26 protein-coding genes and 1 pseudogene are annotated in these 22,730 nt (G+C 67.1%); 15 read left to right on the forward strand and 12 right to left on the reverse strand.

Features of this window, described 5'->3' with window-relative positions:
* The first annotated feature begins 226 nt into the window (after nt 1-226).
* From V6U86_RS22220 to V6U86_RS22240, 5 genes are all read left to right on the forward strand, one after another.
* Complete coding sequence (locus V6U86_RS22220) at nt 227-2,098, forward strand: hypothetical protein (protein ID WP_334505995.1); 1,872 nt, start codon at nt 227-229, stop codon at nt 2,096-2,098.
* Between the two features lie 144 nt (nt 2,099-2,242).
* On the forward strand, nt 2,243-2,434 hold the full coding sequence (locus V6U86_RS22225) for a hypothetical protein (RefSeq protein WP_334505997.1): 192 nt from the start codon (nt 2,243-2,245) through the stop codon (nt 2,432-2,434).
* 156 nt (nt 2,435-2,590) lie between these two features.
* A complete protein-coding gene (locus V6U86_RS22230; RefSeq protein ID WP_334505998.1) occupies nt 2,591-3,502 on the forward strand; it encodes a GNAT family N-acetyltransferase in 912 nt (303 codons plus the stop codon).
* A gap of 322 nt (nt 3,503-3,824) precedes the next feature.
* The gene (locus V6U86_RS22235; RefSeq protein ID WP_334506000.1) at nt 3,825-5,012 is read left to right on the forward strand and encodes a S1 family peptidase; all 1,188 of its coding nucleotides are present in this window, start codon (nt 3,825-3,827) and stop codon (nt 5,010-5,012) included.
* Nucleotides 5,013-5,040: 28 nt separating this feature from the next.
* Entirely contained in the window at nt 5,041-5,601 is a 561-nt protein-coding gene (locus tag V6U86_RS22240; RefSeq protein WP_334506002.1) for a hypothetical protein, read from the forward strand.
* Nucleotides 5,602-5,698: 97 nt separating this feature from the next.
* On the opposite strand, the gene V6U86_RS22245 is transcribed toward V6U86_RS22240, so the two are convergent.
* Nucleotides 5,699-6,733: a M48 family metallopeptidase gene (locus tag V6U86_RS22245; protein ID WP_334506003.1), complete on the reverse strand. Its 1,035-nt coding sequence runs from the start codon at nt 6,731-6,733 to the stop codon at nt 5,699-5,701.
* A 451-nt stretch (nt 6,734-7,184) separates the two neighbouring features.
* Here V6U86_RS22245 and V6U86_RS22250 point away from each other — a divergent pair, with 451 nt between their 5' ends.
* The 3 genes from V6U86_RS22250 to V6U86_RS22260 are packed head-to-tail and all read left to right on the forward strand — an operon-like array spanning nt 7,185 to nt 8,808.
* Nucleotides 7,185-7,613 (forward strand): hypothetical protein, encoded by a 429-nt coding sequence (locus V6U86_RS22250; protein ID WP_334506005.1) that lies wholly within the window; start codon nt 7,185-7,187, stop codon nt 7,611-7,613.
* Complete coding sequence (locus V6U86_RS22255; RefSeq protein WP_442934985.1) at nt 7,607-7,834, forward strand: helix-turn-helix transcriptional regulator; 228 nt, start codon at nt 7,607-7,609, stop codon at nt 7,832-7,834. The genes V6U86_RS22250 and V6U86_RS22255 overlap by 7 nt, the downstream gene beginning before the upstream one ends.
* Nucleotides 7,831-8,808, forward strand: a complete 978-nt coding sequence (locus tag V6U86_RS22260; RefSeq protein ID WP_334506007.1) for an NAD(P)-dependent alcohol dehydrogenase — start codon at nt 7,831-7,833, stop codon at nt 8,806-8,808. Before V6U86_RS22255 ends, V6U86_RS22260 begins: the two co-directional genes overlap by 4 nt.
* Before the next feature lie 587 nt (nt 8,809-9,395).
* Here V6U86_RS22260 and V6U86_RS22265 read toward each other — a convergent pair.
* The 3 genes from V6U86_RS22265 to V6U86_RS22275 all read right to left on the reverse strand — a co-directional run bounded on the left by V6U86_RS22265 (nt 9,396) and on the right by V6U86_RS22275 (nt 11,366).
* Nucleotides 9,396-9,914 carry a hypothetical protein gene (locus V6U86_RS22265; RefSeq protein WP_334506009.1) on the reverse strand — a complete coding sequence of 173 codons (519 nt, stop codon included), beginning with the start codon at nt 9,912-9,914 and terminating at the stop codon, nt 9,396-9,398.
* Between the two features lie 65 nt (nt 9,915-9,979).
* The gene (locus tag V6U86_RS22270) at nt 9,980-10,621 is read right to left on the reverse strand and encodes a VOC family protein (RefSeq protein WP_334506011.1); all 642 of its coding nucleotides are present in this window, start codon (nt 10,619-10,621) and stop codon (nt 9,980-9,982) included.
* Between the two features lie 100 nt (nt 10,622-10,721).
* Nucleotides 10,722-11,366 carry a TetR/AcrR family transcriptional regulator gene (locus tag V6U86_RS22275; protein WP_334506013.1) on the reverse strand — a complete coding sequence of 215 codons (645 nt, stop codon included), beginning with the start codon at nt 11,364-11,366 and terminating at the stop codon, nt 10,722-10,724.
* Nucleotides 11,367-11,646: 280 nt separating this feature from the next.
* Between V6U86_RS22275 and V6U86_RS22280 the strand changes: the two genes are divergently transcribed.
* The 4 genes from V6U86_RS22280 to V6U86_RS22295 all read left to right on the forward strand — a co-directional run bounded on the left by V6U86_RS22280 (nt 11,647) and on the right by V6U86_RS22295 (nt 14,409).
* A complete protein-coding gene (locus tag V6U86_RS22280; protein WP_334506015.1) occupies nt 11,647-12,189 on the forward strand; it encodes a carboxymuconolactone decarboxylase family protein in 543 nt (180 codons plus the stop codon).
* 42 nt (nt 12,190-12,231) lie between these two features.
* Entirely contained in the window at nt 12,232-12,882 is a 651-nt protein-coding gene (locus V6U86_RS22285; protein WP_334506017.1) for a nitroreductase family protein, read from the forward strand.
* A gap of 120 nt (nt 12,883-13,002) precedes the next feature.
* Nucleotides 13,003-13,398 (forward strand): MmcQ/YjbR family DNA-binding protein, encoded by a 396-nt coding sequence (locus V6U86_RS22290; RefSeq protein WP_334506019.1) that lies wholly within the window; start codon nt 13,003-13,005, stop codon nt 13,396-13,398.
* A gap of 285 nt (nt 13,399-13,683) precedes the next feature.
* A complete protein-coding gene (locus V6U86_RS22295; protein WP_334506021.1) occupies nt 13,684-14,409 on the forward strand; it encodes a hypothetical protein in 726 nt (241 codons plus the stop codon).
* A gap of 7 nt (nt 14,410-14,416) precedes the next feature.
* On the opposite strand, the gene V6U86_RS22300 is transcribed toward V6U86_RS22295, so the two are convergent.
* The 4 genes from V6U86_RS22300 to V6U86_RS22315 all read right to left on the reverse strand — a co-directional run bounded on the left by V6U86_RS22300 (nt 14,417) and on the right by V6U86_RS22315 (nt 16,903).
* On the reverse strand, nt 14,417-14,848 hold the full coding sequence (locus V6U86_RS22300; RefSeq protein WP_334506023.1) for an ankyrin repeat domain-containing protein: 432 nt from the start codon (nt 14,846-14,848) through the stop codon (nt 14,417-14,419).
* Nucleotides 14,849-14,881: 33 nt separating this feature from the next.
* Nucleotides 14,882-16,081 (reverse strand): low temperature requirement protein A, encoded by a 1,200-nt coding sequence (locus V6U86_RS22305; protein ID WP_334506025.1) that lies wholly within the window; start codon nt 16,079-16,081, stop codon nt 14,882-14,884.
* A gap of 207 nt (nt 16,082-16,288) precedes the next feature.
* The gene (locus V6U86_RS22310; RefSeq protein WP_334506027.1) at nt 16,289-16,561 is read right to left on the reverse strand and encodes a hypothetical protein; all 273 of its coding nucleotides are present in this window, start codon (nt 16,559-16,561) and stop codon (nt 16,289-16,291) included.
* A 3-nt stretch (nt 16,562-16,564) separates the two neighbouring features.
* On the reverse strand, nt 16,565-16,903 hold the full coding sequence (locus tag V6U86_RS22315; RefSeq protein ID WP_334506029.1) for a hypothetical protein: 339 nt from the start codon (nt 16,901-16,903) through the stop codon (nt 16,565-16,567).
* 147 nt (nt 16,904-17,050) lie between these two features.
* Between V6U86_RS22315 and V6U86_RS22320 the strand changes: the two genes are divergently transcribed.
* Nucleotides 17,051-18,463 (forward strand): helix-turn-helix domain-containing protein, encoded by a 1,413-nt coding sequence (locus tag V6U86_RS22320; protein ID WP_334506031.1) that lies wholly within the window; start codon nt 17,051-17,053, stop codon nt 18,461-18,463.
* Between the two features lie 3 nt (nt 18,464-18,466).
* Here V6U86_RS22320 and V6U86_RS22325 read toward each other — a convergent pair whose 3' ends face one another.
* Both V6U86_RS22325 and V6U86_RS22330 read right to left on the reverse strand, forming a co-directional pair.
* Entirely contained in the window at nt 18,467-19,033 is a 567-nt protein-coding gene (locus V6U86_RS22325; RefSeq protein WP_334506033.1) for an NUDIX hydrolase, read from the reverse strand.
* 597 nt (nt 19,034-19,630) lie between these two features.
* A complete protein-coding gene (locus V6U86_RS22330) occupies nt 19,631-19,804 on the reverse strand; it encodes a hypothetical protein (RefSeq protein ID WP_167362340.1) in 174 nt (57 codons plus the stop codon).
* Between the two features lie 655 nt (nt 19,805-20,459).
* On the opposite strand from V6U86_RS22330, the gene V6U86_RS22340 reads away from it, so the two are divergent.
* The gene (locus tag V6U86_RS22340; protein ID WP_233578732.1) at nt 20,460-20,675 is read left to right on the forward strand and encodes a winged helix-turn-helix domain-containing protein; all 216 of its coding nucleotides are present in this window, start codon (nt 20,460-20,462) and stop codon (nt 20,673-20,675) included.
* Nucleotides 20,676-20,877: 202 nt separating this feature from the next.
* Nucleotides 20,878-21,261 (forward strand): hypothetical protein, encoded by a 384-nt coding sequence (locus V6U86_RS22345; RefSeq protein WP_334506044.1) that lies wholly within the window; start codon nt 20,878-20,880, stop codon nt 21,259-21,261.
* Between the two features lie 588 nt (nt 21,262-21,849).
* Here the strand turns inward: V6U86_RS22345 and V6U86_RS22350 are convergent.
* Both V6U86_RS22350 and V6U86_RS22355 read right to left on the reverse strand, forming a co-directional pair.
* On the reverse strand, nt 21,850-22,128 hold the full coding sequence (locus tag V6U86_RS22350) for a hypothetical protein (protein WP_334506046.1): 279 nt from the start codon (nt 22,126-22,128) through the stop codon (nt 21,850-21,852).
* Nucleotides 22,125-22,489, reverse strand: a pseudogene (locus tag V6U86_RS22355) (transposase); the annotation flags it as partial. The pseudogene V6U86_RS22355 and the gene V6U86_RS22350, both read right to left, overlap by 4 nt.
* Nucleotides 22,490-22,730 lie beyond the last annotated feature (241 nt).

The raw sequence follows: 22,730 nt of genomic DNA on the forward strand, positions 1-22,730 counted from the left end.
ACCCATCTTCTTCCCCCTATGGGAAGCGGCAAGGCTGTAAAGCCGAACGTGAATTTCATTGAGTCCTAGCGGTAACCCGGGGGTGAATGTGGTCTCCTCGCTCGAACACGCACCGGCCGCACAGGAAGCAGAGCCAACGGGTAAACCGCCCTCGGCTCGTGTTATCGCAAAGCGAAGTGTGGCATCGCCGCCATCGAGCTTCTCCGTTTTCGTCACCTGCGTCACCATGACGCTCCTGTTTGCCTTCGTGATCGTCGGCACGCCAGGTCGCTGGGGCACCGACACGAGATGGGCGCTACGGGCATTAGGAGCGTTGATGCTCGGTCTGCTGCTCTTCATACACACCCGGCGTCGTTACATCCTGCCGCAACGGAAATCACATCGACCTACGAAGGTATGGGGGTTGCCCGAATACCAGGTCAACGTCCTGCAGCGGACCGCTGGCCAAGCTCAGATCAGCAATACCTCGGACAACGCCGGGCCCGCCCAAGCGCGTATCTTCACCTCTGCCGTCATCTACCCCGCACACGTTCGTCAGCGGCTCACCGAGCGATATGATCCGGGCCAGCGGACACTGACCCAGTTCGTCACGATCGATGCGCAGTTGCCGTCACGGGACGTCCAACGGCTACTGAACCCCGCTGATACCGCGACACTCCAGAAATCAGGCATTCCGACTCAGCGGACGACGACGAGCAACGACGTCTCCGAAGGTGGGCGCAGCGACGCCGACACCAAGCAACATCCGGCCGTCATCCTCTTCCCCGTGCTCGTGCCCCGCAAGGGCGAGATGGTAGACAACCTGCGGGTCCTGGCCGCCGACGGCAGCGCGGTACCGGTGCTGTCCTACCGGCAGTACCTGCAGCTCGTCGCCAAAGTGCTTCGGACCCTCCTCGACATTGCCTACGGCGAGGACATCTCCAACGGCAATCACTCGGACGCGCTCGAAGCGGAGCGGACCGCCCTCCAGGCGGTGATGCGTCGGGCCACGACCACTAGTGACGAGGCTGATGATCACGAGGGCAGCAACGCGCTGTACCGGGCTGGACATGCGAACGGCCGGCAAAAGCTGGCGAACCCCGCCGCGTTGAAGCTCGCGGCCCAACTGATCAAGAAGCTTTCATCCCACTACGCAGTGGTCGCGGCCGTTCCCTGTCCAGTGGATGGTCGATTCGTCGTCTCATACGAGCGGATGATGACGCCCACCCTCGCCCTCGCGCCCTGGTCCGAGGGCATCCTGAGCTGGTTGAAGGCGCGCGCCCGCCTACTGCTCGGCTCCCGGCCGGTCGACTTCTCCATCTCGTTGGACAACGCTTGGACCACGCAGAGCTATCACCTGATCATCGACTGCCAGGACGGGGTGTTCGTCGGCGTGCAGGAGGCGCAGGGTCTGGTGGGATACCTGGACGCCCACTGGAACGATCGCCAATCAAGGCTCGAGCAGAGCTTTGCACTGGAGAAGACGAGCCCTCTACTGGAACTGACCACTCCCCCGCCCTACTACCGCTTCCGCCGACGTGCCGGCCAACGCTACGCCCACTTCTACACACGCTTCTTCCCCGAGCCCAGAGAAAAACTGCCCGACGGTGAGCGCATCCCGGATGTGCGGTTCCGCTTTTACGAGGTGCCGCCAGGCTCAGTCTTCCGCGCGCTCATCGCTGCCGCCGCGGCGGCGCTCCTCATCTGGCTGATCGGCTTCGTCACATCCCGTGAGCCCGACCCGGGGACCGATGTGCCGGCGTTCCTTCTGGTATTTCCCGCTGTCGCCGCAGCCTGGCTCGGCTTTGACAGCCAACCGAGACGTCTGCTTGAGGGAACGCTCGCAGCGCGGCTCTCCCTGCTGGCCACCGTGCTGTGTTCGATCGCCGCCAGCGGCCTATTCATGGTTTACAAAGCAGGACTTCCCCTCCTGCAATGGAAAGTCCCACCCGATATGCAAATCCTCGGCATTACGTCGACGGCCTGGAGCGTACTGATGCTGTTGGCCGTCCTAAACGCGAGTACCACCGGTTACGCCTACCTCGCGAGGACGTGGGAATTCATCCACCTATCGGCCAGAACCGATGGTTTCGGTGGACCCAAGGAGTACCTCCACTAGAGCAAGGCCCTGTTACACTCAGCCAACATATCGAGCGATTGGAGTGCGACGACCCCTCGGCTGTGAACCAGACGGCACGCCAAACGTTTTCACTGCTGCGAGCCTCGTACGCCCAGGCAGATCGGATCGGTTCAGGTGATGTTCATGGACTCCGAGTACCACGTCTCATCGCACGACTGGCCAGCCGGCACCGGTGCCGACGACCTCACCCTTGACCAAGCCAACGAAGTGTTCGACCTTTTCGACACGTACTACTCCATGGCGATCCAAGGCCTGTCAACGGTCCCCATCTCGCTACCGAAGCCTCCGCAGCTCAGCGACGGCACGACGCCGTAACCGGTTTGACGGCAGCTGAGTCGCTACTCATCAGTCCCGACCGTCGGCGGTTGTTCGAAGGCGCGGAGATGAGATCCCGGCTGGCTCAGCGCTTACAGGTCCTCGGCCGGAGGATATTCCGGTGCCGATCCGGTGGGCGGTGGCTAGCGTACGCGGATGAGAATTGTCCCGACGGCCGGATTGCGGCTGCGGTTCTACACCGATCCGGGCGAGTTCCTGGCCGCAGCGGGTGACTACCTGGCCGCCGATCCGGTCGTCAGCACGGTCGTGACCACCGTCGCGCATCGGCTGTTGTCGCAGCGGGCCGAGGGGATCTCGCCGCCGGACGGCAACTGGTGGCTGGTGGTCAGCGACGGCTGCGGTGCCGTGGTCGGTGCCGGGATGCGTTCCGCACCGTATGCCCCCTACCCACCGTTCCTGCTGCCCATGCCCGACGAGGCGGCCGTTGCGCTGGCCCACGCGTTGCACGAACGCGACGAGGAGATACTCGCCATCAACGGGGCCCTGCCCGCCGTTGAACTGTGCGCCGCCGAACTGACCCGGCTCGGCGGGGGCCGAGTTCAGGTCAATCAGCACACCCGGCTGCACGAGCTCGGCGAGCTGGTGATGCCGTCGCCGGTGCCGGGCCGCTTGGTGGTCGCGACCGAGGACGACGTCGAACTGGCCACCGAGTGGTTCGCCGCGTTCGCGGGCGACGCCGACGAACAAGCCGGCCGCCCGCGCGATGCCAGTGCCCACGACGTGCCCGACCGCACGGACATGTTGCGCCGGCTCCACGCCGGACGGCTGTGGTTCTGGGTCGACGGGACTGGGGAGCCGGTGCACCTCACCGGCGCCAACCCACCGTCGTTCGGAGTGGCTCGCGTGGGCCCGGTGTACACACCACCGGCCCAACGCGGGCGGGGTTGGGCCAGCAACGCGGTCGCCGAGGTTTCCCGGCGAATCCAGGCCGAGGGTACGCGGGTCTGCCTGTACACCGACCAGGCCAACCCGACCTCGAACAAGATCTACGCCGCCCTCGGCTACCGACCGGTCGTCGACATGGCCAACCTGGTCATCGCCCACTGACACCCGACGCATCGCGACAGATCCGGCGGCGGGCAACCCCGGTGGAGAGTGTGCCCCATCGCGGTCCGCCACTGGCGGTACCCGAGGTCGGGATCATCGCCCAACGCCTCCCGAGCCAGGTGTCCGGCCGTGTCCAGCCGCGTCCAGCCGCGTCCAACATCCCGCTCACGGCCCCCTCCCGATTGCGAGGATTCCCGTCTGGTCCGGACCATCCGGCTCCTGACCTGGCCGACCAGTCCCCTCGTGATCGGAGCGGTGAATGTCAGAACGTGTGGTCAGCCATCCGCGTACGAAAAGACCAAGCCGCAGGTCCCTGCTCACAATGGCACTCGCCGTCGTGGCGTCGGTGGCCTTCGTCCCGACGGCCGCAGCCGCCGGGCCGCTCGACCGACCGGCCCGGCCCGGGGGCGCGGCGGATCCGGCCCGCACCGGTGGCTCGGCAGCCCTGGCTTCCGCCGGCGGCGTCGCCGACGGGGCCCGGGCGGACGGGGCAGCGGACATGGCCGAGGCGATCGCCGAGCAGCGGGGCATCAGCCGCGATGCCGCCGAGAAGCTGCTCAGTGCCGAGAACGCCAATGTGCGACTCGCCAACCAGTTGACCACCGAGCTGGGTGCCAGCTCGGGTGGCGCCTACCTGTCCGACGGCGGCCTCGTCGTCACTGTCACCGACGCCGCAGCCGCCGCGAAGGTGACCGCCGCTGGCGCGAAGGCACGCCTCGTCGCTCGTGGCGAACGGCAACTCCAGACCATCCAGCGGGCGCTGGAGGCCACGGCGAGTGAACCGAACACGACCTGGGGGGTGGACCCGAAGACCAACCAGGTGGTGGTGAGCCTGCCGGCGTCGGGGGCGAAGAACGCCGTGCAACGCTCGGCTGCGCGCAAGTTCGGCGCGGCGGTCCGGTTCGAGACCAACGCCGGCCAGATCCAACCGAACGTCGGGATCTCCAGCGCGGACGCGTTGGGCGGCTGCTCGGTCGGCTTCACCGCCACTGACTTCACCTTCAACTACATCATCACGGCGGGCCACTGCACCCGGGGCTTTCCGCACTGGACATTGCCCAACGGGCAGGACGTCGGCCCGTCGCTGGAGAGTAACTACCCGGAAAACGACTTCGGCCTCATCTGGATGAACGGTTCGTCGGTCTGGGCGACCGGCGTCATCAACCTGTGGAACAACACAAGCCGCAGCATCCACGGTTGGGCGACGGCCGTGAGCGGGCTGTCGGTCTGCAACTCGGGCAAGACCACCGGATTCAGGTGCGGCTCCGTGCTCAAGACCAATGTGACGGTCAACGGCACGGGCGGCACCGTACGCCAAATGGTCGAAACCAACATCTGCACCCTCGGCGGCGACAGTGGTGGGCCGCTCTTCGCCAACAACACCGCGTACGGGCTGAACTCGCACGCCAACCGGAACGGCAGCCAATGCAACTCCACGCCGCGCACCTGGCATCAGCCGGTGGGAGAGGCGATCAACACGTACCAGGTCGTCATCTACGGCGCGCCGTGACGAGCGGCGACGAGCGAAGGAGACAGCGATGAGAACCGCATTCACCAGAGCCGTACGCCTCACCGCCGCGGCCGTCATGGCGACGACGGTGGCCCTGACCGTGGCCGTCGGCCCCGCCCAGGCGGACCTGTGGCAGCACACCGACGGGTTCGAGGGGAATCCGGCAGCGGTGTGGGAGTTCCACCGCTCCGGCGCCGGGAGCGGAGCCTTCGAGCTGGGCGCGGGAACGGCCCGGTCCGGTTCGAACAACGCCATTCTCACGACCTCGGCCGGCGGCTGGTCCGGGGTGGGCAAGCTGCTCACCGTGCGGCCGCGTACCGCCGGGCACTCCACCACCTGCGGCGGCGGGTTCTTCGTCCGGGCGGTCAGCGGGCCGGCGGTGCTCAACGTCGAGGTGATCGATCCGGCGAGCTGGACCTACCTCGCGCTGCGAACCGTCCGGATCACCGACACCGCTTGGCGGCGGCATGATGTGGCCAGCTACGCGAACGGTCCGAGCCAGGTGTTCATGCGGGTCTCCCTGCTCGGTGGCAGCGGTGCCGTGCGGGTGGATGACATGGCCTTCCAGTGCACCTTCTTCAGCTTCTGAAGAGGTCGACCACAGCGGGGCCGGCGCTCCTGGCGTCGGCCCCGCACGGTCCGCCCGTCCGGCCGGCACCGTCAGGTTGCCTGGTGGCGCAAGCTCTTCAGAACCGGTCCCGGGTGCCAAGGAGGGCGTTGTGCGCGCTACGGCGCCACGGCGCGAGTTCGGCGTCGACCTCGGCCCAGCGGATGTCATCGACCCAGAGTGCCCCGTCGGTGTCAGGCAAAGCCTCGATCAGCCGCATCCGCTGGTCTTCGCCCGGGTGGGTACTCCACAGGTCGGTGGTTCGCTGGCTGAGCTGACGGGTCAGCGGCAGGTCAGCGCTCAGCCGCTGGCGGGCTTCAGCGGCCATCGCCTCCAGTTGCTCGCCGTCGATGCGGGGCGCCAGATGCCACAAGTCCTGCCAGAGCCGCCCGGCGAGCAGGACCGTCTCGCAAGATCGGAGGAAGGGTGCGCTGCCGGCGACCCGGCGGGCGACCAGATCGGCCCGGTACTCGGCGCGGCGGCTATCGGGCATCGCCACGGTGTCGATGAGCAGCTGCGCGGTCGCGGCGGCGACGTTCGCCAAAGCGACGATTCCATGGACGACCATCCCAAGGAAGACGACCATCCCGCTCCCCTGCTCGGCCAGCGATTCCGTCGCGCGAACCGCCCGCCGCCAAGGGTTTCGCCCTCCAGTGGCCATTACCGCCCGGCTGCCGAACGTCGTCGCTAGCAGCGTCCTGCGCACCCGAAGCGGGTCGCCGTTGGCGAGGTGACCCAGTTCGTGCGCCAACAGCGCAACCCGAGCCGGCCGCGGCAGCATCACCCACAGGGGAATCCCGATGACGAGCACCGATCGCTGGCGCCAGCCCAGCCGACCGACACCGGCGTTGATGGTCAGGTCCGCACAGATCACATCGGGAACCGGCGTACCCGCGGCATCTGCAACCTCCCGCACCAGACGGTGCAACTGCGGGGCCTCGCGCTCGGTGATCACGCCGTGCCTGGGCACCCGCCCGAACGACGGCTTGACCAGCAGCAGGACAAGCACAGCGGGGATCGCCAGAGCCAGCCGTACCCCCGGTGGCAGGTCGCTGGCCACGACGAGCCAGACGAGGCAACCCGCTGCCGCAACCCCCAGCAGGGCCAGCACCACGGAGACCGCCAACAGCCAAACCTCAGCCGACGACTTCCCAACCGGGCGTGCCTCCGGGTCGGCCAGCAGTTCTTCATGCGTTGCTTGGTCGAGCTCCAGCCCTCGCCGGAACCCCCACCGACCGATCACCGTGGTGCCGCGCCACGGAGCCAGGGCGGGGTCATACACGTCCAGGTTCCACCGACAGGCTGGGCACCAGGGGCGCACCCCCGCATCCAGCAGGAACAGGTCGTGGGCACAAGCCGGACACCTGCTGGGCGTCGTCGTCTTCGTCGGCACGAGGGTGGAGTGTAGATCGCAGTGACAGGCATGCGTGCGCCGGTTGAGCCGGTCAGGCCGCCGAGCAGGCGGCCCACTGGGCACTCACTGCAATCGATGTAAAACTTTCTAGACATGGTGTCAAAAACGCCATACTATGGTCGTGTCAAGAATTCTTTACAGGGAGGCAGCCGTGACGCATGAGGAGAAACGCGCCTGGATCATGCTGGTGGTCAGCGTGGTGGGGTATGCCGTCTACGCCGCCGTCGTCGTGAACCGGGCCGACGGCGGGACGCTCACCGCCACCCCGTACGCCGGGGTTCTGCTGTGGACGGTCGGCGGGGGCATCGTCGCGAGCATCATGGCCGAGATCGTGATGGGCGTGGTGAACCCGCGCGCTTCCCGGGTCAGCGACGTACGTGACCGGGAAATCGGACGGCTCGGCGATTACGTCGGCCAGGCGTTCGTGGCCATCGGCGCGGTGTCGGCGATGCTGATGGCGCTGGCCGAGTGGGACTGGTTCTGGATCGCCAATGTCATCTACCTGTGCTTTGTCCTGTCGGCGGCGGTTGGCTCCCTGGCCAAGGTGATCGTCTACCGCAGGGGTGTTCCGCAGTGGTGAAGCCGACCCGCGTCACGAACAGCATCCGCGCGCTGCGCTTCGCGCACAACGAGATGACCCAGGCCGAGCTCGCCGACCGGATCGGCGTGACCCGGCAGACCGTCATCGCCATCGAACAGAGCCGTTACTCGCCATCGCTGGAGATGGCGTTCAAGATCGCCCACGTGTTCGGTGTTCGGCTCGACGACGTGTTCCAGTACCCCGAGGAGGCGGCACCATGAAGGCCATCGTCCAGGGAAGCTACGGCTCCACTGACGTGCTCCACCTTCGCGACATCGACCAGCCGGCCGTGGGCGACGGGGACGTCCTCGTCGCCGTCCGCGCCGCCGGCGTCGACCCCGGAGTTTGGATCTTCATGACCGGCCGCCCCTACCTGGCGCGGCTGGCCAGCGGGCTGCGCCGACCCCGGGTGCCGGTTCGGGGCCGCGACCTGGCCGGGGTGGTGGTCGCGGTCGGCGCCCGGGTGACCCGGTTCCGGCCCGGCGACGAGGTGTACGGCACCTGCCTGCGCGGCTCGTACGCCGAGTTCGCGAGCGTGCCGGAGCGGCGGCTGGCCCGTAAGCCGGCCAACGTGTCGTTCGCGCAGGCCGCCGCCGCGCCGGTCTCCGGAATGACGGCGCTGCGCGCGGTCCGCGACAGCGGCGCGGTGCGCCGGGGGCACCGCGTGCTGGTCATCGGCGCGTCCGGCGGCGTCGGGTCGCATGCCGTGCAGATCGCCAAGGCGTACGGGGGGACGGTCACCGCCGTCTGCACACCAGCCAGGGCCGCCTTCGTACGCTCCCTCGGCGCCGACGACATCCTCGACTACACCAGCGAGGAGGTCGACCGCGACGGCCCGGTCTACGACGTGGTCATCGACACCGGCGGCGACCGGCCGATCTCTCTCCTGCGCCGCGCCCTCGCCCCACACGGGACGCTGGCGTTGGTCGGCGGCGCGTACACCAAGGGTCCGGTTCTCAGCGGCTACGACCGGCAGATGTTCCGCGCGCCAATGCTGTCCCTGTTCGTCGGTCAACGGCTGCGCAGCGTGAGCGCGGTCGAGCGGACCGGGGACCTGAGCGGGTTGGGGACCCTCATCGAATCGGGCGCGCTAACCCCGGCGGTCGACCGTACCTATCCCTTGGCCCAGGCTGCGGACGCGATCCGGCACCTCCGCGACGGGCACCCGGCGGGGAAGATCGTCGTCACCATCTGACCCGATGGCCGTCGCGAACGCTTGTGCGACGGACCATCTTGCACGGCTGGGTGAAAATCAGTGCCATGGCACGAGAACCTCACGACCAGGATCCAACGGACTTGGTCGTCTGCCCCCACTGTCGCGCGCCCGCTGTCGGCAACTCCTGCCCCGAGTGCGGCGCCTATGTCGGCCGAGCTGGCTATCGCGTCTCAGGACGTCGCGCTGACGACGTGATCAAGGTAGTACGGGAGCTTGAGCGTCAACGACTCGCGAACCAGGGACCTTGGCGCGCTGGACTGTTCTACCTCGTCTGCCTTGCCGTCGTCGTCACACTCTTCTTGGTCACCGCTCGGCTGCTGGACTGGTGGACCCTTCCGGTTGTCCTGGTAGCAGCGCTCATTGCGGTCATCGTCATCGGGGCGCTTCAACAGCGCCAAGATGGTCGGCTGACCGAGCGCGGGCTGACGTCCATGCTGTCTGCGTCGCTGAGGACCGCGAAGTCAGTCCTCCCCATGCACCGCTCAGACCCGCCCCCACCTGATGGGACTGCCTGAAAGCATCCCTCGTCCAACTCAAGTGTCAGACGTCGACGCGAGCCTCGGATATCAGGGCTTGCTCGCGCGGAGGTACACCGTCACGGTGTCTTCCGCATCGAGGTCCACCAGCAGGCGACGGTAGGTGCCGTTGGGTCCCGGTGCTTCTTCGTCCAGTCCGGAGACTCGAACCGCCGTCTCGGGGTGCCAGCTGTTTCCTCCGCCGACGTCGTCCTGTTTGCTGACGGCGCGTAGCCCGGGGGTCAACTCGGCGGCGAAATCTCCGTCAGTGAGGAAGGTGTCGAGGGCCTCGCGAGGAATCCGGAACCTCGCCGACAGGTAGGTCTCCAGTCCGTTACTTTGGGCGGCCGAGAGAAACACCGTGCCCGGCGGGAAGGTCACGTGGGCGAAGGCTTCGACCTCCGACGCGCTCGCTGGCTGCGGCGGTGACTGAAGCGAATCATCAAAGTCCTCAAGCCCCGCAACGGCCACGAAGCCACACGAGACCAAAGACAGCACGAGGCTCAGGCTGGCCAGGACGAGAGCGATCGTTGCCTTGCGGCTCGGCTCCGACGCCGGCTGGTCAGACACGGGCAGCACGATACGCGATTCAGAGCGTGGTGTTGATCCTGAGCTGGCGCCCCTGCGCCATGCTGCTACCAGCGGTGGCTTCCGCGGCCGAGCCAGGTGGCGACGCACGCTTCGTTGCCTTCGGCATCGGCCAGAACCCACCACTTCGGCGCGTGTTCATCAGAGATGAGGCGGCCGCCGGCAGCCAGGGCTGCGGCGATGCGGGCCTCGGCCTGGTCGTGCGGGACCGCTACATCGAGGTGTACGCGGTTGCGTTGTGGGCGCACCGCGTCCATCTGCTGCAACCCGAGGCCCGGGCCTCGGCGAGACGGGTCAGCCAGGTAGTCGTCTCCGATTTGGCAATAACCAAGCACCGCCTGCCAGAACGGCAGCACGTCCGCGCAGACCAACGCGTCGAGGGTGACGTTGACAAGTTGAACGGCGGTCGGATCGCCGGCGATGTCCAATTCCCTGGCGGCGGCCGAGATCCGCCGGGCCAGCGCGACGTCGCGCCGGGACAGGGACACTGTGACGCCGGCGTGGCGCAGGTCGATGCTGAGGTACTGCTGCTCGTCGCTGTCGGCGAGCCGGCCGATCTCATCGACGAGGGCAACACCCTTGGTTAGCGAGCCGGTCCGGAAGTAGGCCGAGACCACGTGGTAAAGGCAGCGCCAGTCCTCGACACCGTCCGCCGCGTGGAACTGCCCCGCGGTGATCTGCACGGTCATGCTGGCGAACCTAACACCGGCAACACGACGGACGCTCACACCTAATGACTCGGCAGACCTCCTTCCGCGCCCCCGACACCCAGGGCTCGCATGCGCCGCCTCAGCCCATGTGCTGGTCGTCAGACGTCGCGAACGTCCGCAGATGGTCGACCGCCGCAGCGAGCGCGTCCTGCAGGGGGCCGATGTCCCGGGCGACCTGAGCGAGGAGCGTGCCGCCTTGATACGCCGCGAGGAACATGTCGGCGAGCCGCGCGGGGTCGGCGGACGCGTCGATGCGGCCGAGTTGTCGCATGCGATCGAGCCCGACGCGGAAGATCTCGCGCCACTGAGCGAACACCTCGGCGAGCCGGTCGTGCACGTCGAGGTCGGTCTTGACGATCTCGCTCGCGAGCGAGCCGAGGCTGCAGCCGTCCTCGAACGGACGCCCCGAGAGGACGTAGAAGTCCGACCAGTCCTGGAACGCGTCGACGGTGTCGAAGCCGGCAAACCGTTGGCTGCGATGGAAGCCGAGGACGCTGTCGGCCTGCCAGTCGATGACCGCCAGGACCAGGCTCTCCTTGGTGGGGAAGTAGTGACTCAGCTGCGATCCACTCACCCCTGCAGCGCGGCGGACGAGGTCGTTGTTGGTTGCGTGGACCCCTTTGCTGTAGATCAACGCCGCCGCTTGCTCCACGATTCGCTCGCGCGTGGCCTGGCCCTTGGGAGTGAGCTTCTGGGCCGCATCCACCCGGTTGTTCACCTGCATGTCATCAACGCTACACGAACTGGGCTTAGGAGCCCAGTTTGCGGTATCGGCTCCGCAAGTGGACGAAATCGTCCAGCACCGTTACGCGGCGGGCACATGCTCCAGTGTTCGCTCGTGCGCGGTTCGGCCCTTGCGGCGAGCCTCCGGGCTGCGCCTGACCCGCCGCGCACCTGCATGTAATCCAGGTAACACCGACTGGGCTTGTTAACCCAATTTCGATGGTGTTCACTCAAGCGAGTGGACGAAATCGTCCAGTCACGCCACCCGGAGGTTCATCACCATGTCCCGCCTGACCGCTCCCGCGCGCGCCGACATGGACGCCAAGACGAGGGGTGCTCTCGACGCCATCGCGAAGCAGTTCGGCTTCGCCCCGAGCATGTTCACCACGCTCGCCGCGAACCCGACCGTGCTCGAGATCGTGATGGGCCTGCAGGGCAGCATCGCGAAGCTCCTGGACGCGAAGACGCGTCACACGATCGCCCTGGCGGTCTCTCAGTCGAACGGCTGCCACTACTGCCAGGCACTCCACGGTTTCATCTCGTCGAACCTCGGCGGCATGTCGGCGGAGGAGATTGAGCTCGCCCGCAACGGCACGTCCAGCGACCCGAAGCGCGCCGCCGTCGCGACGTTCGCGCAGCACGTGATCGAGACGCGTGGCCAGGTCAGCGACGCGGCCCTCGCGGCGATCCGCGAGGCCGGGTACATCGACCCGGAGATCCAGGCGATCGTCACGATCGTGGTCGTCACCCTGCTCACGAACTACCTCAACAACGTCAGCGACGCCGTCGTCGACGTCCCCGGCGCCGATCACCAGTCGGCCTGACTGCCCTCTCCACCCGCCGTGCAAACGACAGAAAGTACGACTTTGAATCTCGACAAGCTGATGACGAAGCACCTCACCCGCTACTTCGACCCGAGCAAGAGGATCCCGGAGGAGACGTTCCAGCAGTTGCTGCGTTACCTGCGCACCTCGCCGACGACGATCAACATCCAGCCGAACCGTTTCCACGTGCTGGAGACGCAGGATGGCAAGGACAAGCTCGCGGACGCACTGGTCGGCCGCTTCGCCGACAACGCGGAGAAGGTACGCAACGCGTCGCACGCCATCGTCTTCACGACTCGCAAGGACATCCCCGACACGCACCTGCAGGAGATCTTCGAAAAGGAGCGCGCCGACAGGCGCTTCGCCGACCCGGAGATCCAGAAGGGATGGGAGGCGGGTGCCTCCAACTTCGTGGAGATCCAGACGAAGAACTACGGCGGGGACGTACTCCACTGGCTTGAGAAGAACACCTACCTCGTCGTCGGCGCCACGATGATGGCCGCCGCATCCCTCGGGGTGGACGCGACGCCGATGGAGGGCTTCGACCGCAGGACCGTGGACGCGGCCTTCGACCTGACCGACACCGACTACACGACCACGCTGCTTCTGGTGCTCGGCTACCCCGACGAGGCTCGGGTCTCCCACCAGCCGGTCTCGCGGTTCGACGCGGAGAAGATCTTCACGCACATGTGACGGACGGGGCGGACACGGACCGCGATGCCTGCCCGTTCACTTCGACTCGATTGCCCGGCGTCCACACCTCCTCGACGGACGCCGGACAGTCAACCCCCCAAGGACTTCCAGGAGGTCAAGATGCAGATTGACAAGGCTGTGCAGGATCGAGCGGCAGCCCGCGCCGCCGAGCTTCCCGGCTCGGAGCACACACACCAGTCCACCGGCGACTGGGAGGTGTGGAAAGTCGGCGGCAAGGTGTTCATGCTGCAGACGTCCATGCCCGGCGAGCCCGTCGTGATCCTGAAAGCGGACCCATCCGACGCGGAGGCGCTCCGCGCAGCTCACGCCAGCATTTCGCCCGGCTACCACATGGACAAGAAGCACTGGATCACGGTGCGGGCGGGTGCGGACGTCGAGCCCGCGCTTGTCGACAATCTCGTGACCGAGTCGTACCTCCTCGTCGTCGCCGGCCTGCCGAAGCAGAGCCGTCCCGTCAATCCCGCTTCGTTCCGCGTCCCGCCCTCCGCCGACTGATCACGCTGACGCCGACCGCGCCCAGAGCGCTGTTGCCCCTCATCCGAGTAGCGCCCGCACCGGCACATGGTGCGCCCTTACGTGGCCGGCCGGCGCGCTGCCAAGGCTCAAAAACCCTGGTCAGGCCCGGAAGTGGTACGGCGAGCACGGAAACTGGGAGCCCGCCGGGATACGCGCAAAGGGGGCAATGAGCCCCTGCCGCAGGCGCGGAACAGAACCGGCGTGCCGCCCGACGTTCGCCTATGCTCACTCGGATCTCCTACAACTGCCGAGCGATGGAGAGCCATGTCGCACTGGACGAACTGGGCGGAGCTGGGGTCCTGGTTTGCGGCGATCATAGGCACGCTGGTCGGTGTCTTCATGGCCGTGCAAGCGTCGAACACCTTTCGGATTAAAGCGACGCTGGATATGGCAAGGCCTTTCGTCCGTGCGTTGGCGCTCTCCCTGGACAAGCCCGACATCCTGACGGCATACGAATCCGAGTGCACGACCGCAGGGGACATCCTGCGCAAGAAGACACGCCGCATGCTCGTCGTGGCAGGATTGGCATTTGCCTTACTGGCAACGGGGGTCGGCGGTGCCTTACTTCTTCCTCGACTTCCTCAGCACCTTCAGCGCCCTTACCCTACCGAGATACGATTCTCCGTGGGCGACGCGGCACAGCAGGAATGCAAGACCACCGGTCTCAACATGGCAATGAGCACCACATGCACCAATCACTGGTTCCTTGACTCGTCCGGACAGAGGATTCAGGCACAGGCCACCCTCTCAGGTCCGGCACGCCAGAGAGACCTGGGCATCGTTGTTGATGGCTGCTCGGGCCGCGCCCAGGTTCGGTGGGAGCTTCTTGCTGACGGCGAATCTCTCGGCAATGCCACGGCTGGTTCTGAGAGCCAGGAACAAGAACTGAACGTACCTAAGGGCACGTCATCGCTCACCATTCGTGCCGAGCGGATTGATGATGAGTCGTGCTCCGCAAAGCTCGTCGTCGAGGCCGTCGTGTGGCCGTAGGGCGCGTTCAGATGTCAGCGGCGGCGGGGCGTGCGCCGGCGGTCAGGAGCAGATCGGCTGTCTGTGATTGGTTGCCTCGTACCGCCCAGTCCAGTGGCGAGTAGCCGGTTCCTCGGTCTTCGCGAAGGTTCGGGTCTGCGTCGTGGGCGAGAAGCTCTTGCACGACGTCGGTATATCCCCAGGCCGCTGCAGCGCACAGAGGCGTTCCCTCCTGGCCGTGCCCGCTTTCGGTGTCCGGCGCAGCGCCGGCGGCAAGAAGAAGCCGCACGAGGTCGACCACCCCGTCCACGGACGCCTGGTAGAGCGGAGTCGAGCCCTCGCGGTCGGCCGCGTTTGGGTCCGCTCCGACGCGCAGGAGTGCGCTGACAACCGCTGCGTCTCCGCGTAGCACCGCCTCCACCAGGCGCTCAGCGAGCTTCTTTCGCTGTCGTTTGTTCACGGTCCTCAGGCTAGGTGAGGTGCCGGGTGCGCATCAGCGTGGCGGCGAGGCCTCCTCCAGTGGACGTCCATGGGCTCGGGTCGTGTCAGAGACGGCAACGCCGAGCAGGACGGCGGCTGCGGCGGCGGCGACCCCGAGGGGTGGTAGGCCGACCATGATCGGTGCCATGGTCGCGAGGACGAGGATCCCGATCGGCCGCGGCCAGGACACTCGCGCGAAGGCCACGTACTCGAATACTGAGCGCCCGGCGAGGTAGAGCGCAGGCCCTCCGAGGAGGGCTCCGACCCAGGCGGGTTTGGCGTCTCCGGCTGGATCAATGAGGACGAGTTCGGAGCCGGCTGAGCTGGCGAGGATGCCGGACACCATGAGCAGGTGTGCGAACTCGGCCAACCGACCGAGCCGGCCGGGGTCGGCGGATGCCGCGATGGCCTCGCCCAGGATCTGGCCGGCTCGATAGAAGTAGATCCGCCACAGCAACACCGTGGTGAGGAACGACAAGGTAAGGGCCATCGTTCGGTCAGCCACGATCGGACCGCGGAGAAGACTCGACCCGGTGGTCAGGATCGTCTCGCCCAGCGCGACAATGACAAGCTGCCAGTAGCGCTCGGCCAGGTGCTCGCCCGCGACGGCCCACGGGGACACCCGCGAGCGGCCCAACCCCGGCACCGGCCAGCCGAGTCTGGCCCCCAGGTAGTCGATTGCCAGGGCCACCGTCCACAGCGAATTGCGCGCCACTTCGGGAGCGAAGGCTCCGGCGAGCCATGGTACGGCCGACGCGGCGAACCAGATGAGCGCCAACATATTGACGCGGCGCAGATTATGACCGCGCACGATGCCGACGAAGAAGAGGGTGCGGCCCACCTGGATCGCGACATAGGTGCTCGCGAAGAGCATGCCAGTCTCGGCGAGAGCCCCCGAAATGGCGACCGCCATGAGCAGGCTCCCGTACATCGTCGCGACGACAACGAACTGGATCGGCGGCTGGAACGGATCGAACCTGCTGGTCACCCAGGCCGTCTGGGTCCAGATCCACCAGAGGGCCAGAAGCAGCAGCAGCGTCTCGCCGTTCTCCGCAAGGGAGGTGGTCAACCGCTCCGCGACGTGACCCCTGGTGTAGTCCAACACCAACTCGTGCACAATCCGGGTGAGCGCGAAGACATAGACGAGATCGAAGAACAGTTCCAGGAAGGTCGGCCGCTGCGGACTCTCACGCCTGCGCAGCAGATTGGCCACTCTGTTGCTCGTCACCCGGCCCGCTCGCTTCGTCGGCTAGTCGCTGAAGCAGTCGTACCACGTTGCCGCCGCGCCCACGGATAAAAGGACGCACCCGCGATGACTAAATAGCCTGACGGTCGACGAGGCTGCCATCGCGCCCGAATGCTGGTATCGAACCAGCGACCTCTTCGGTGTGAACTGGCGGCAGGCCGGTCCGATCGGGTGTCATCCGAGGTCGTACGGCCTGCTGGGGTCGCTTTGGGTCGGGTTCGGTGGGCAGGGTTGCCGTACTTCGCTGCTGTGCTGCTCGTCGACGAGGAACTGTCTGAAGTGGGTGCGCATCTCCAGCCAGTGGCGGTGTTCGTCGCAGGGGTGGAGTCGGCCGCAGCGGCACAGACTCAGGCCCGACTCGGCGTGCTTGGTCAACAGGATGTCCGCATGGGCCACCTGCGCCTTCGCGTACTCCCGAAAGGCTGTCGAGGTGTAGATGGCTCCCATCGGTCACCGCCCTGCCCTGCGGGCGTGGCGGTGGTGCCAGAGGGCTTCGGCCACGGCGTCCACGGGGTCGATGTCCCCGGCCGCCAGGCGCTCGCGGGTGACGGCGATCCAGGGTGGCGACGCGGGGGTGGCTTCGCCGCACGCGGTACGCATCCCTTCCTGGGCGAGTCGGGTCAGCCGGCAGGGGTCGCGTTGGTTCGTGTGCCAGCAGCCGGTGGCCACGCAGATGCCGGCGTTGTCGGGTCGGTGGGCTTCCCAGAGGGCGCGGGCCAGTCGCCACAGCAGGCGGTGCTGGCAGTCGGCGGGTGGCTCTTCGGGTGGGTTGTCGATATCGAAGGACATGCGGCGACCATCGCGTCCGACGACGGGCCGTTCCATGGCCAGCGGTCATGTCACGGTGACATGAGGCGGCTCGACCAGTGCGAATGGTCGCCCTAGGCTGTCGACCTGAACACCTTGAGTAGTCGGAACGCGACGCTGGGAGTTGCCGTGCTGCTCAATCCGCTTCGGATTCCGGAGGATGCGTGGTCGCACGGCGAGGTGTTGACCGTGCTGGCCGCTCGCGACATCGGCGGTCTGTTCCGCTGGATCATCAGTCTCACCGGGGCGAGTCAGAGCCGGATCGGAGCGGCTGTCGGGCTGGAACAGGGCTACGTCAGCCGGGTGATGGCCGGACGCAAGGTCACCTCGATAGACGTCCTGGAGCGGATCGCCGACGGCTGCCGGATGCCCGACCAGGCGCGTACCACGATGGGCCTGGCACCCCGCCAGGCCGCACCACCCACCGGCCCCGGCCGGCGTATCCCCAGCGAGCCGCCGGCCATCCGCACCTGGCAGGAGGACGTACGCAGTGCCGCAGAGCTTTGGCGAGGTGACGTGAACCGTCGAGACGTACTCCGACAGGTGGCCTTCAGCTCCGCCGGCTACACCCTGCCGGCGCTGCGCTGGTTCACCGCCCCTGACCCGGCCCCGGTCACCCAACCCGGACGCAACGCTGTCGGGCAACCGGAGATTGACACCATCCGCGCGATGACGTCGACCTACCGCCAGTTGGACAACCAGTACGGTGGCGGGCACGCCCGCGACACCGTCGCCCGTTACCTCCACCAGGAGGTGACCCCGCTGCTCACCGACGGCCGGTACGACCACGCCACCGGTCAGCGGCTGCTCAGCGCCGCCGCCGAACTGGCCCAACTCGCCGGATGGCAGGCGTACGACACGGCTGAGCACGGCATCGCCCAGCGGTACCTCACCCTCGCCCTGGACTTCGCCCACGCCGCCGGTGACGACGGCCTCGGCGCGGAAATCCTCGCGGCGATGAGCCACCAGGCCACCTACCTCGGCCACACCACCACCGGCCTCGACCTCGCCCGCGCCGCCGGCGAGACCGCCCGCCGCGCCGGGATACCCGTCCTGACCGCCGAAGCCCACGTCATGGAAGCCCACGCCCTGGCCAAAGCCAACGACGAACGGGCCTGCGCCGCCGCCCTGCACCAGGCAGAACAAGCCCTCGACCGAGCCGACCGCAGCACCGAACCGCAGTGGCTCAGCTACTTCGACGAGGCGTACCTGTCGGCCAAGTTCGGCCACTGCTTCCACGCCCTCGGCCGCAACACCCACGCGGAACGCTTCGCGGCACGATCCCTGCGGATGGACAACCGCTACGTACGCGGCCGAGCCTTCAACCTCGCCCTGCTCGCCAGTGTCCACGCCCAACAGGGCGAACCCGACCGAGCCTGCGCCATCGGCGTGGAAGCCCTGACCCTGACCACCCAGCTCCGCTCTGCCAGAGCCGTTGGCTACCGCCGCGACCTGCAAGCACAGCTCGCCCCACACCGGCGACTACCCGCCGTCAGGCACTTCACCGGTCGCATCGATGCCACCCTCGGCCCTCGACGCTGACCGTCACAGCTCTCCCCGGGCCTTGCGCGCCACCAGCTCCAGCACAGCGATCACCGTGCCGGCACCGACGATCTCACCCCGGGACACCAGCCCGTACGCCTCGTCGAGCGGAAGCCAGGCGACCTGCTCCGCCTCGTTGACGTCCGTGGGTGTGCCGATGTGCTCGGCGTGCCGGGCCAGGAAGAGAAGGTTCTCGGCGTCGGCAGTGCCGACCCACGGTTGGAAGGACAGCAACGGCTCCACCGCGTGGGGCCGCCAGCCGGTCTCTTCCTCGACCTCTCGCACGGCGCACTGCGCCGGGTGCTCGTCGTCGTCGACGTAGCCTCCGGGCAGCTCCCACACCCACCGGTCGAACACGAACCGGTGCCGCCGCATCAACAGCAGGCGCTCCTGGTCGTCGAGTACAGCGACCATGGCCGACCGGGGAGCCCGGATCACGTACTGCTCGAACCGAACCCCGTCGGGCAGCTCGACCTCCGCGATGCTCAGCCGCGCCCGGCGGGTGTCGTCCACGACCCGCTCGCCGTGGATGGTCCACCGGGTCAATTCCGTCGCCTGCTTCTCCACCACCCCGCCAGTATCCGCGCGAACCCCACGCCGGGCTGCTGGCGGCCCCTCTTGGCGTACTCGCCAGACGAACACCGAACACACGACCTCCGCTGGGGGATGCGGACCGAAGTTGTCGACTGCTGCTGGGTCCTAGCGGCTTATGCCGTAGAGCAGGTGCGCACCGCCATCGTTCGACGTTCGCTACCGACCTGGATCAAGGCTCTTTCTGCCTTCCCGCTGCCTCACTGCTGCCCGACGTCTCGTTTACAAGCTCTGTGCACGTCGTCCGGATACGTTTGGGAACGGCTGCGAACTCAGGGCCTCATACGTGCCAGCGCCCCTCCAGACGGAGACCCCGCCGAACGGCGCTGAGGCCACGACGTCGCCGGCACAATTCCAGGTGCGTCCTCCCGCCGGACCGAGGAAGATGATCTGGTGCCTGAGCCGCTCGCCCGCGTCTCCGCCGCCCTCACCGCCGTTGCCCGCGTTCACCGTCTGATGTTCGACGACCTCGACGAAGCGCGAGGCGGTTTCGGCTGGTGGCATGGGCAGCTTGGCCAGGCACACACGATCTTCTCTAGCGACTACCTGGTACAAATCACTGCTGTACTGCTGGCGTCACACGAGGCGTTGGATGCGGACCTTCGGGCGCTCGTTCCTGAGGTGGCCGTGCTTGTGCTGGCGAACCTGCTCATCCCAGACCTCCTGGTCGTAGTCCGGGTCCGGCGGGATCCACTTGTGTGAACCGTCGCTGTAGTGGAACTTCTCGTCACCCGGCCGCAGGATGCTCATCGGTTCCAGCCAAGGAATCGGCAATGCAGGTGGCCGGCGGGAACGAGGGCCAGGTCCTGGGCGGCGTCAACGAGTTGGGCGGCCAGGTAAAGGGCCAGTGACACCGGGGCGCGGTCGTACTCGGCTCGCAGTTGTCGGCGCCGGGTCTGGCATGGCCACTCCCCCGCACAGCCGCCGCACGTCCAGGCCGGCTTGATCGGGTGGTGAATGGTCACTGCGGGCCGTCCTGGCTTGGCCAATGGCCGCGGTTGATCGGGATGCGGTGGTGGCGCCGGCATGGCAGCTCGCCTCCGCAGCGGCAGACGCGCCGCCAGTGTCGCCAGGACCAGACGGGCCGGTGCCGACGAGCGAGAGTCAGCGCCGCCGCCAGCACGTACTCGTCGTACGAAACTCGCTTCAACGACTCGCCTCGCCCGCTCGCGCCAGGGTCTGCCCTGCTGTTGTTGAAGGGAGCACTGCCGTCTCCTTGTGCCGGAGCAATCTGGGGGGCGTGGATGCCCGAACGCGGGGGACGCGCCGAACATCCACGCCGGCGAGGACGGCCCACAGCGCCAACCGAGGGAACCGACCTCCTCGGCAACCTCCCATAGGTACCGTTGGGTAGTCAAGGGCTGGTGTAGGTGGTCTACTCGTGTTGCCAACCGAGGAGAGCCACGTGCCACCGCGTTACCGCTACGAACAGATCGCCGACGACCTCGCCGAACGCATCGCGTCAGGCGAGTTCCAGCCCGGCTCGAAGCTGCCCAGCCGGCGAGAGTTGATCGAGCACTACGGGGTCACCGAGCCGGTGATCGACCGCGCCATGCAGGTACTACGGATCAAAGGGATGACCGAAACCCTGCCCGGCGTGGGAGTTTTCGTCGCCGAGTAAATCCCTACAGAGAGCCAGCCGCCGCAGCCACGACCTCACGGCTGCAAGTTCCGGGCGCGTTGTTCGGGTCGCTCAGCACGTCCGTGGCCTCAGGCAATGGTCCGCGCTCTCTCACTGAACCCCTCCCCGCCTGGCCGGTTGCTGTCGGCAGCAGCCAGGCATACGTTTCCGCATTGAGGAGGGGGCCGGTTAACCTCCGAGCGTGCGGTATCTCAGCAGGTCGTTCCTCCTTGGCGCGCTGCACCGCAAGAAGGAGGCCGAGCAGTTCCTCGGACCCGTCGTGATTGCGGGCGTTGAAGGCATCCGCTGGGTGTCCGTCTGGCCCTGGCAAGAGGGCTACAACGTGTCCATCCATGACGTGCAGGACCTGGACGACGAGAACCGCCGGGACCTGTCGGTGTTCCCCTCGCTGGACCCAGACGGCGAGGACGACCCAGGGCCCGGCCGCGTGATCGGTCACGTTGAAGATCCGGCCCAAGCGTTGGAATTAGCAGAGCGCGCGACCGGGGCGTCCCCGGATCGCTGGGTCAACCACGGGGTTGCCGGGGAGGACTACGCGGACTTCGTGCGAGCCAGGAACTCCTGATTCAGACGTTGAAGCGGAACTAAGGGCCGCTATTCCACTACCAGCGGCGGGATCGTCCGGCACCTGCTCACTCGGCGTCTCGGGCTGCCATTATTGTTCGCTGGTTGACGACGTTTCACGGTGTCTTGTGCCCCCAGCGTGCCCCAGCATGCCGCGCTACTACCTCCGACGCCATTCAAGGCGACCTCGATGCGCCACCGCCGCGGCGCTCCCTCGCCTGACCTATAGCGCCTCGTCCTCAACCCGCCAAACGTCGCCGGCGCAAAGGAAGACCGGCGCGGCAGCCCTTCCAGGTCGTCCACCAGCTCCATACGGCCAGCAATGACGGGCTCGGTCATCACGCCACCATTCTGCCGCTGCCCGCACGGCCCCGACGACTCCTTGACCCCCAGGCAACCGGCACGGCCACGTGAGCTGCTGTTCCGTGGCCCTTGACCTGGGGGCGCGGTCCTCCGTCGTCCGTGCTTGTCCACTGGCGTCCGCACCGATCGTCACTCGGTTGGTCACCCAGGACCGCCGGACCTCGCCCACCCGCACAACATCCTCACGGGTCGCCCGCCGCGCGTGCCGAGGCAACACCTGGTTGAGCTACCAGCGCCCGTTGAGCAGCGAGTGCCCGACAGCAACCAGCATTCCCACGCCCGCCAGTGTCAACATCATCCCAAAGAGCCTGTCGAACACAATGAAGAAAGCGCGACGTCGCGCGAGTTGCTCGTCTTCCCAGCGGAAGGGACTAACAGGACGAACGAACCGCATCGACAGCTCTATATGCTTCGTCGCAATGCCGCGATAATCGCTCGCGAGGGCCGCTCCGATCACGATAAAGAGCACTGCCCACATGAGCCCGAGCAAAACACGCCCCATCACGATGCCTCCGCCAAGCGACTCCCGGGCAGCCCCCGCTGACATAGCGAGACTAGCCGGCGATCCCAGCCATCCCGATGCTCCCATGGAGGCCAAGGGGCGAGGGCGGCGAAGTCGGCGCGTGGGGCGTAGACGTCGTGGACGAGTAGCGCTTGAGGCAGCGGAGGATCTCTTGCTTCCTGATACCTTCGGTGATGCGGCGGCGGACGTAGGCGCGGGTGCGCTGGTCGTAGCGCATGCGGCAGAGCGCGATGGTGTGTAGGGCGTGGTTGGCTCCCCGGTCGCCTCCTCGGTGGAGGCGGTGGCGGCGCACTCGTCCGGAACTGGCGGGGATGGGTGCGGCGCCGCAGAGGTGGGCGACGGCCGGCGATTCACTCGGCCACTGACGCCGTTGCTGTACTTAGCTGCTGTACGACAGCAAAAAGGCCACCTCCCGAACCCGGGAAGCAGCCTCTGAACTGCCAGAACTGAGAGTGGGCGATGCTGGTATCGAACCAGCGACCTCTTCGGTGTGAAACAGGACGCCGCACCGACTCTGACCTGCGGGAACGTGGAGCCGCAGGTAGGGATGGGTGCAGTTGAGCGCCGTTCGGCGCCGTTGGACG

It is taken from the genome of Micromonospora sp. CPCC 205558, from assembly GCF_036902955.1.
Taxonomy (GTDB): domain Bacteria; phylum Actinomycetota; class Actinomycetes; order Mycobacteriales; family Micromonosporaceae; genus Micromonospora.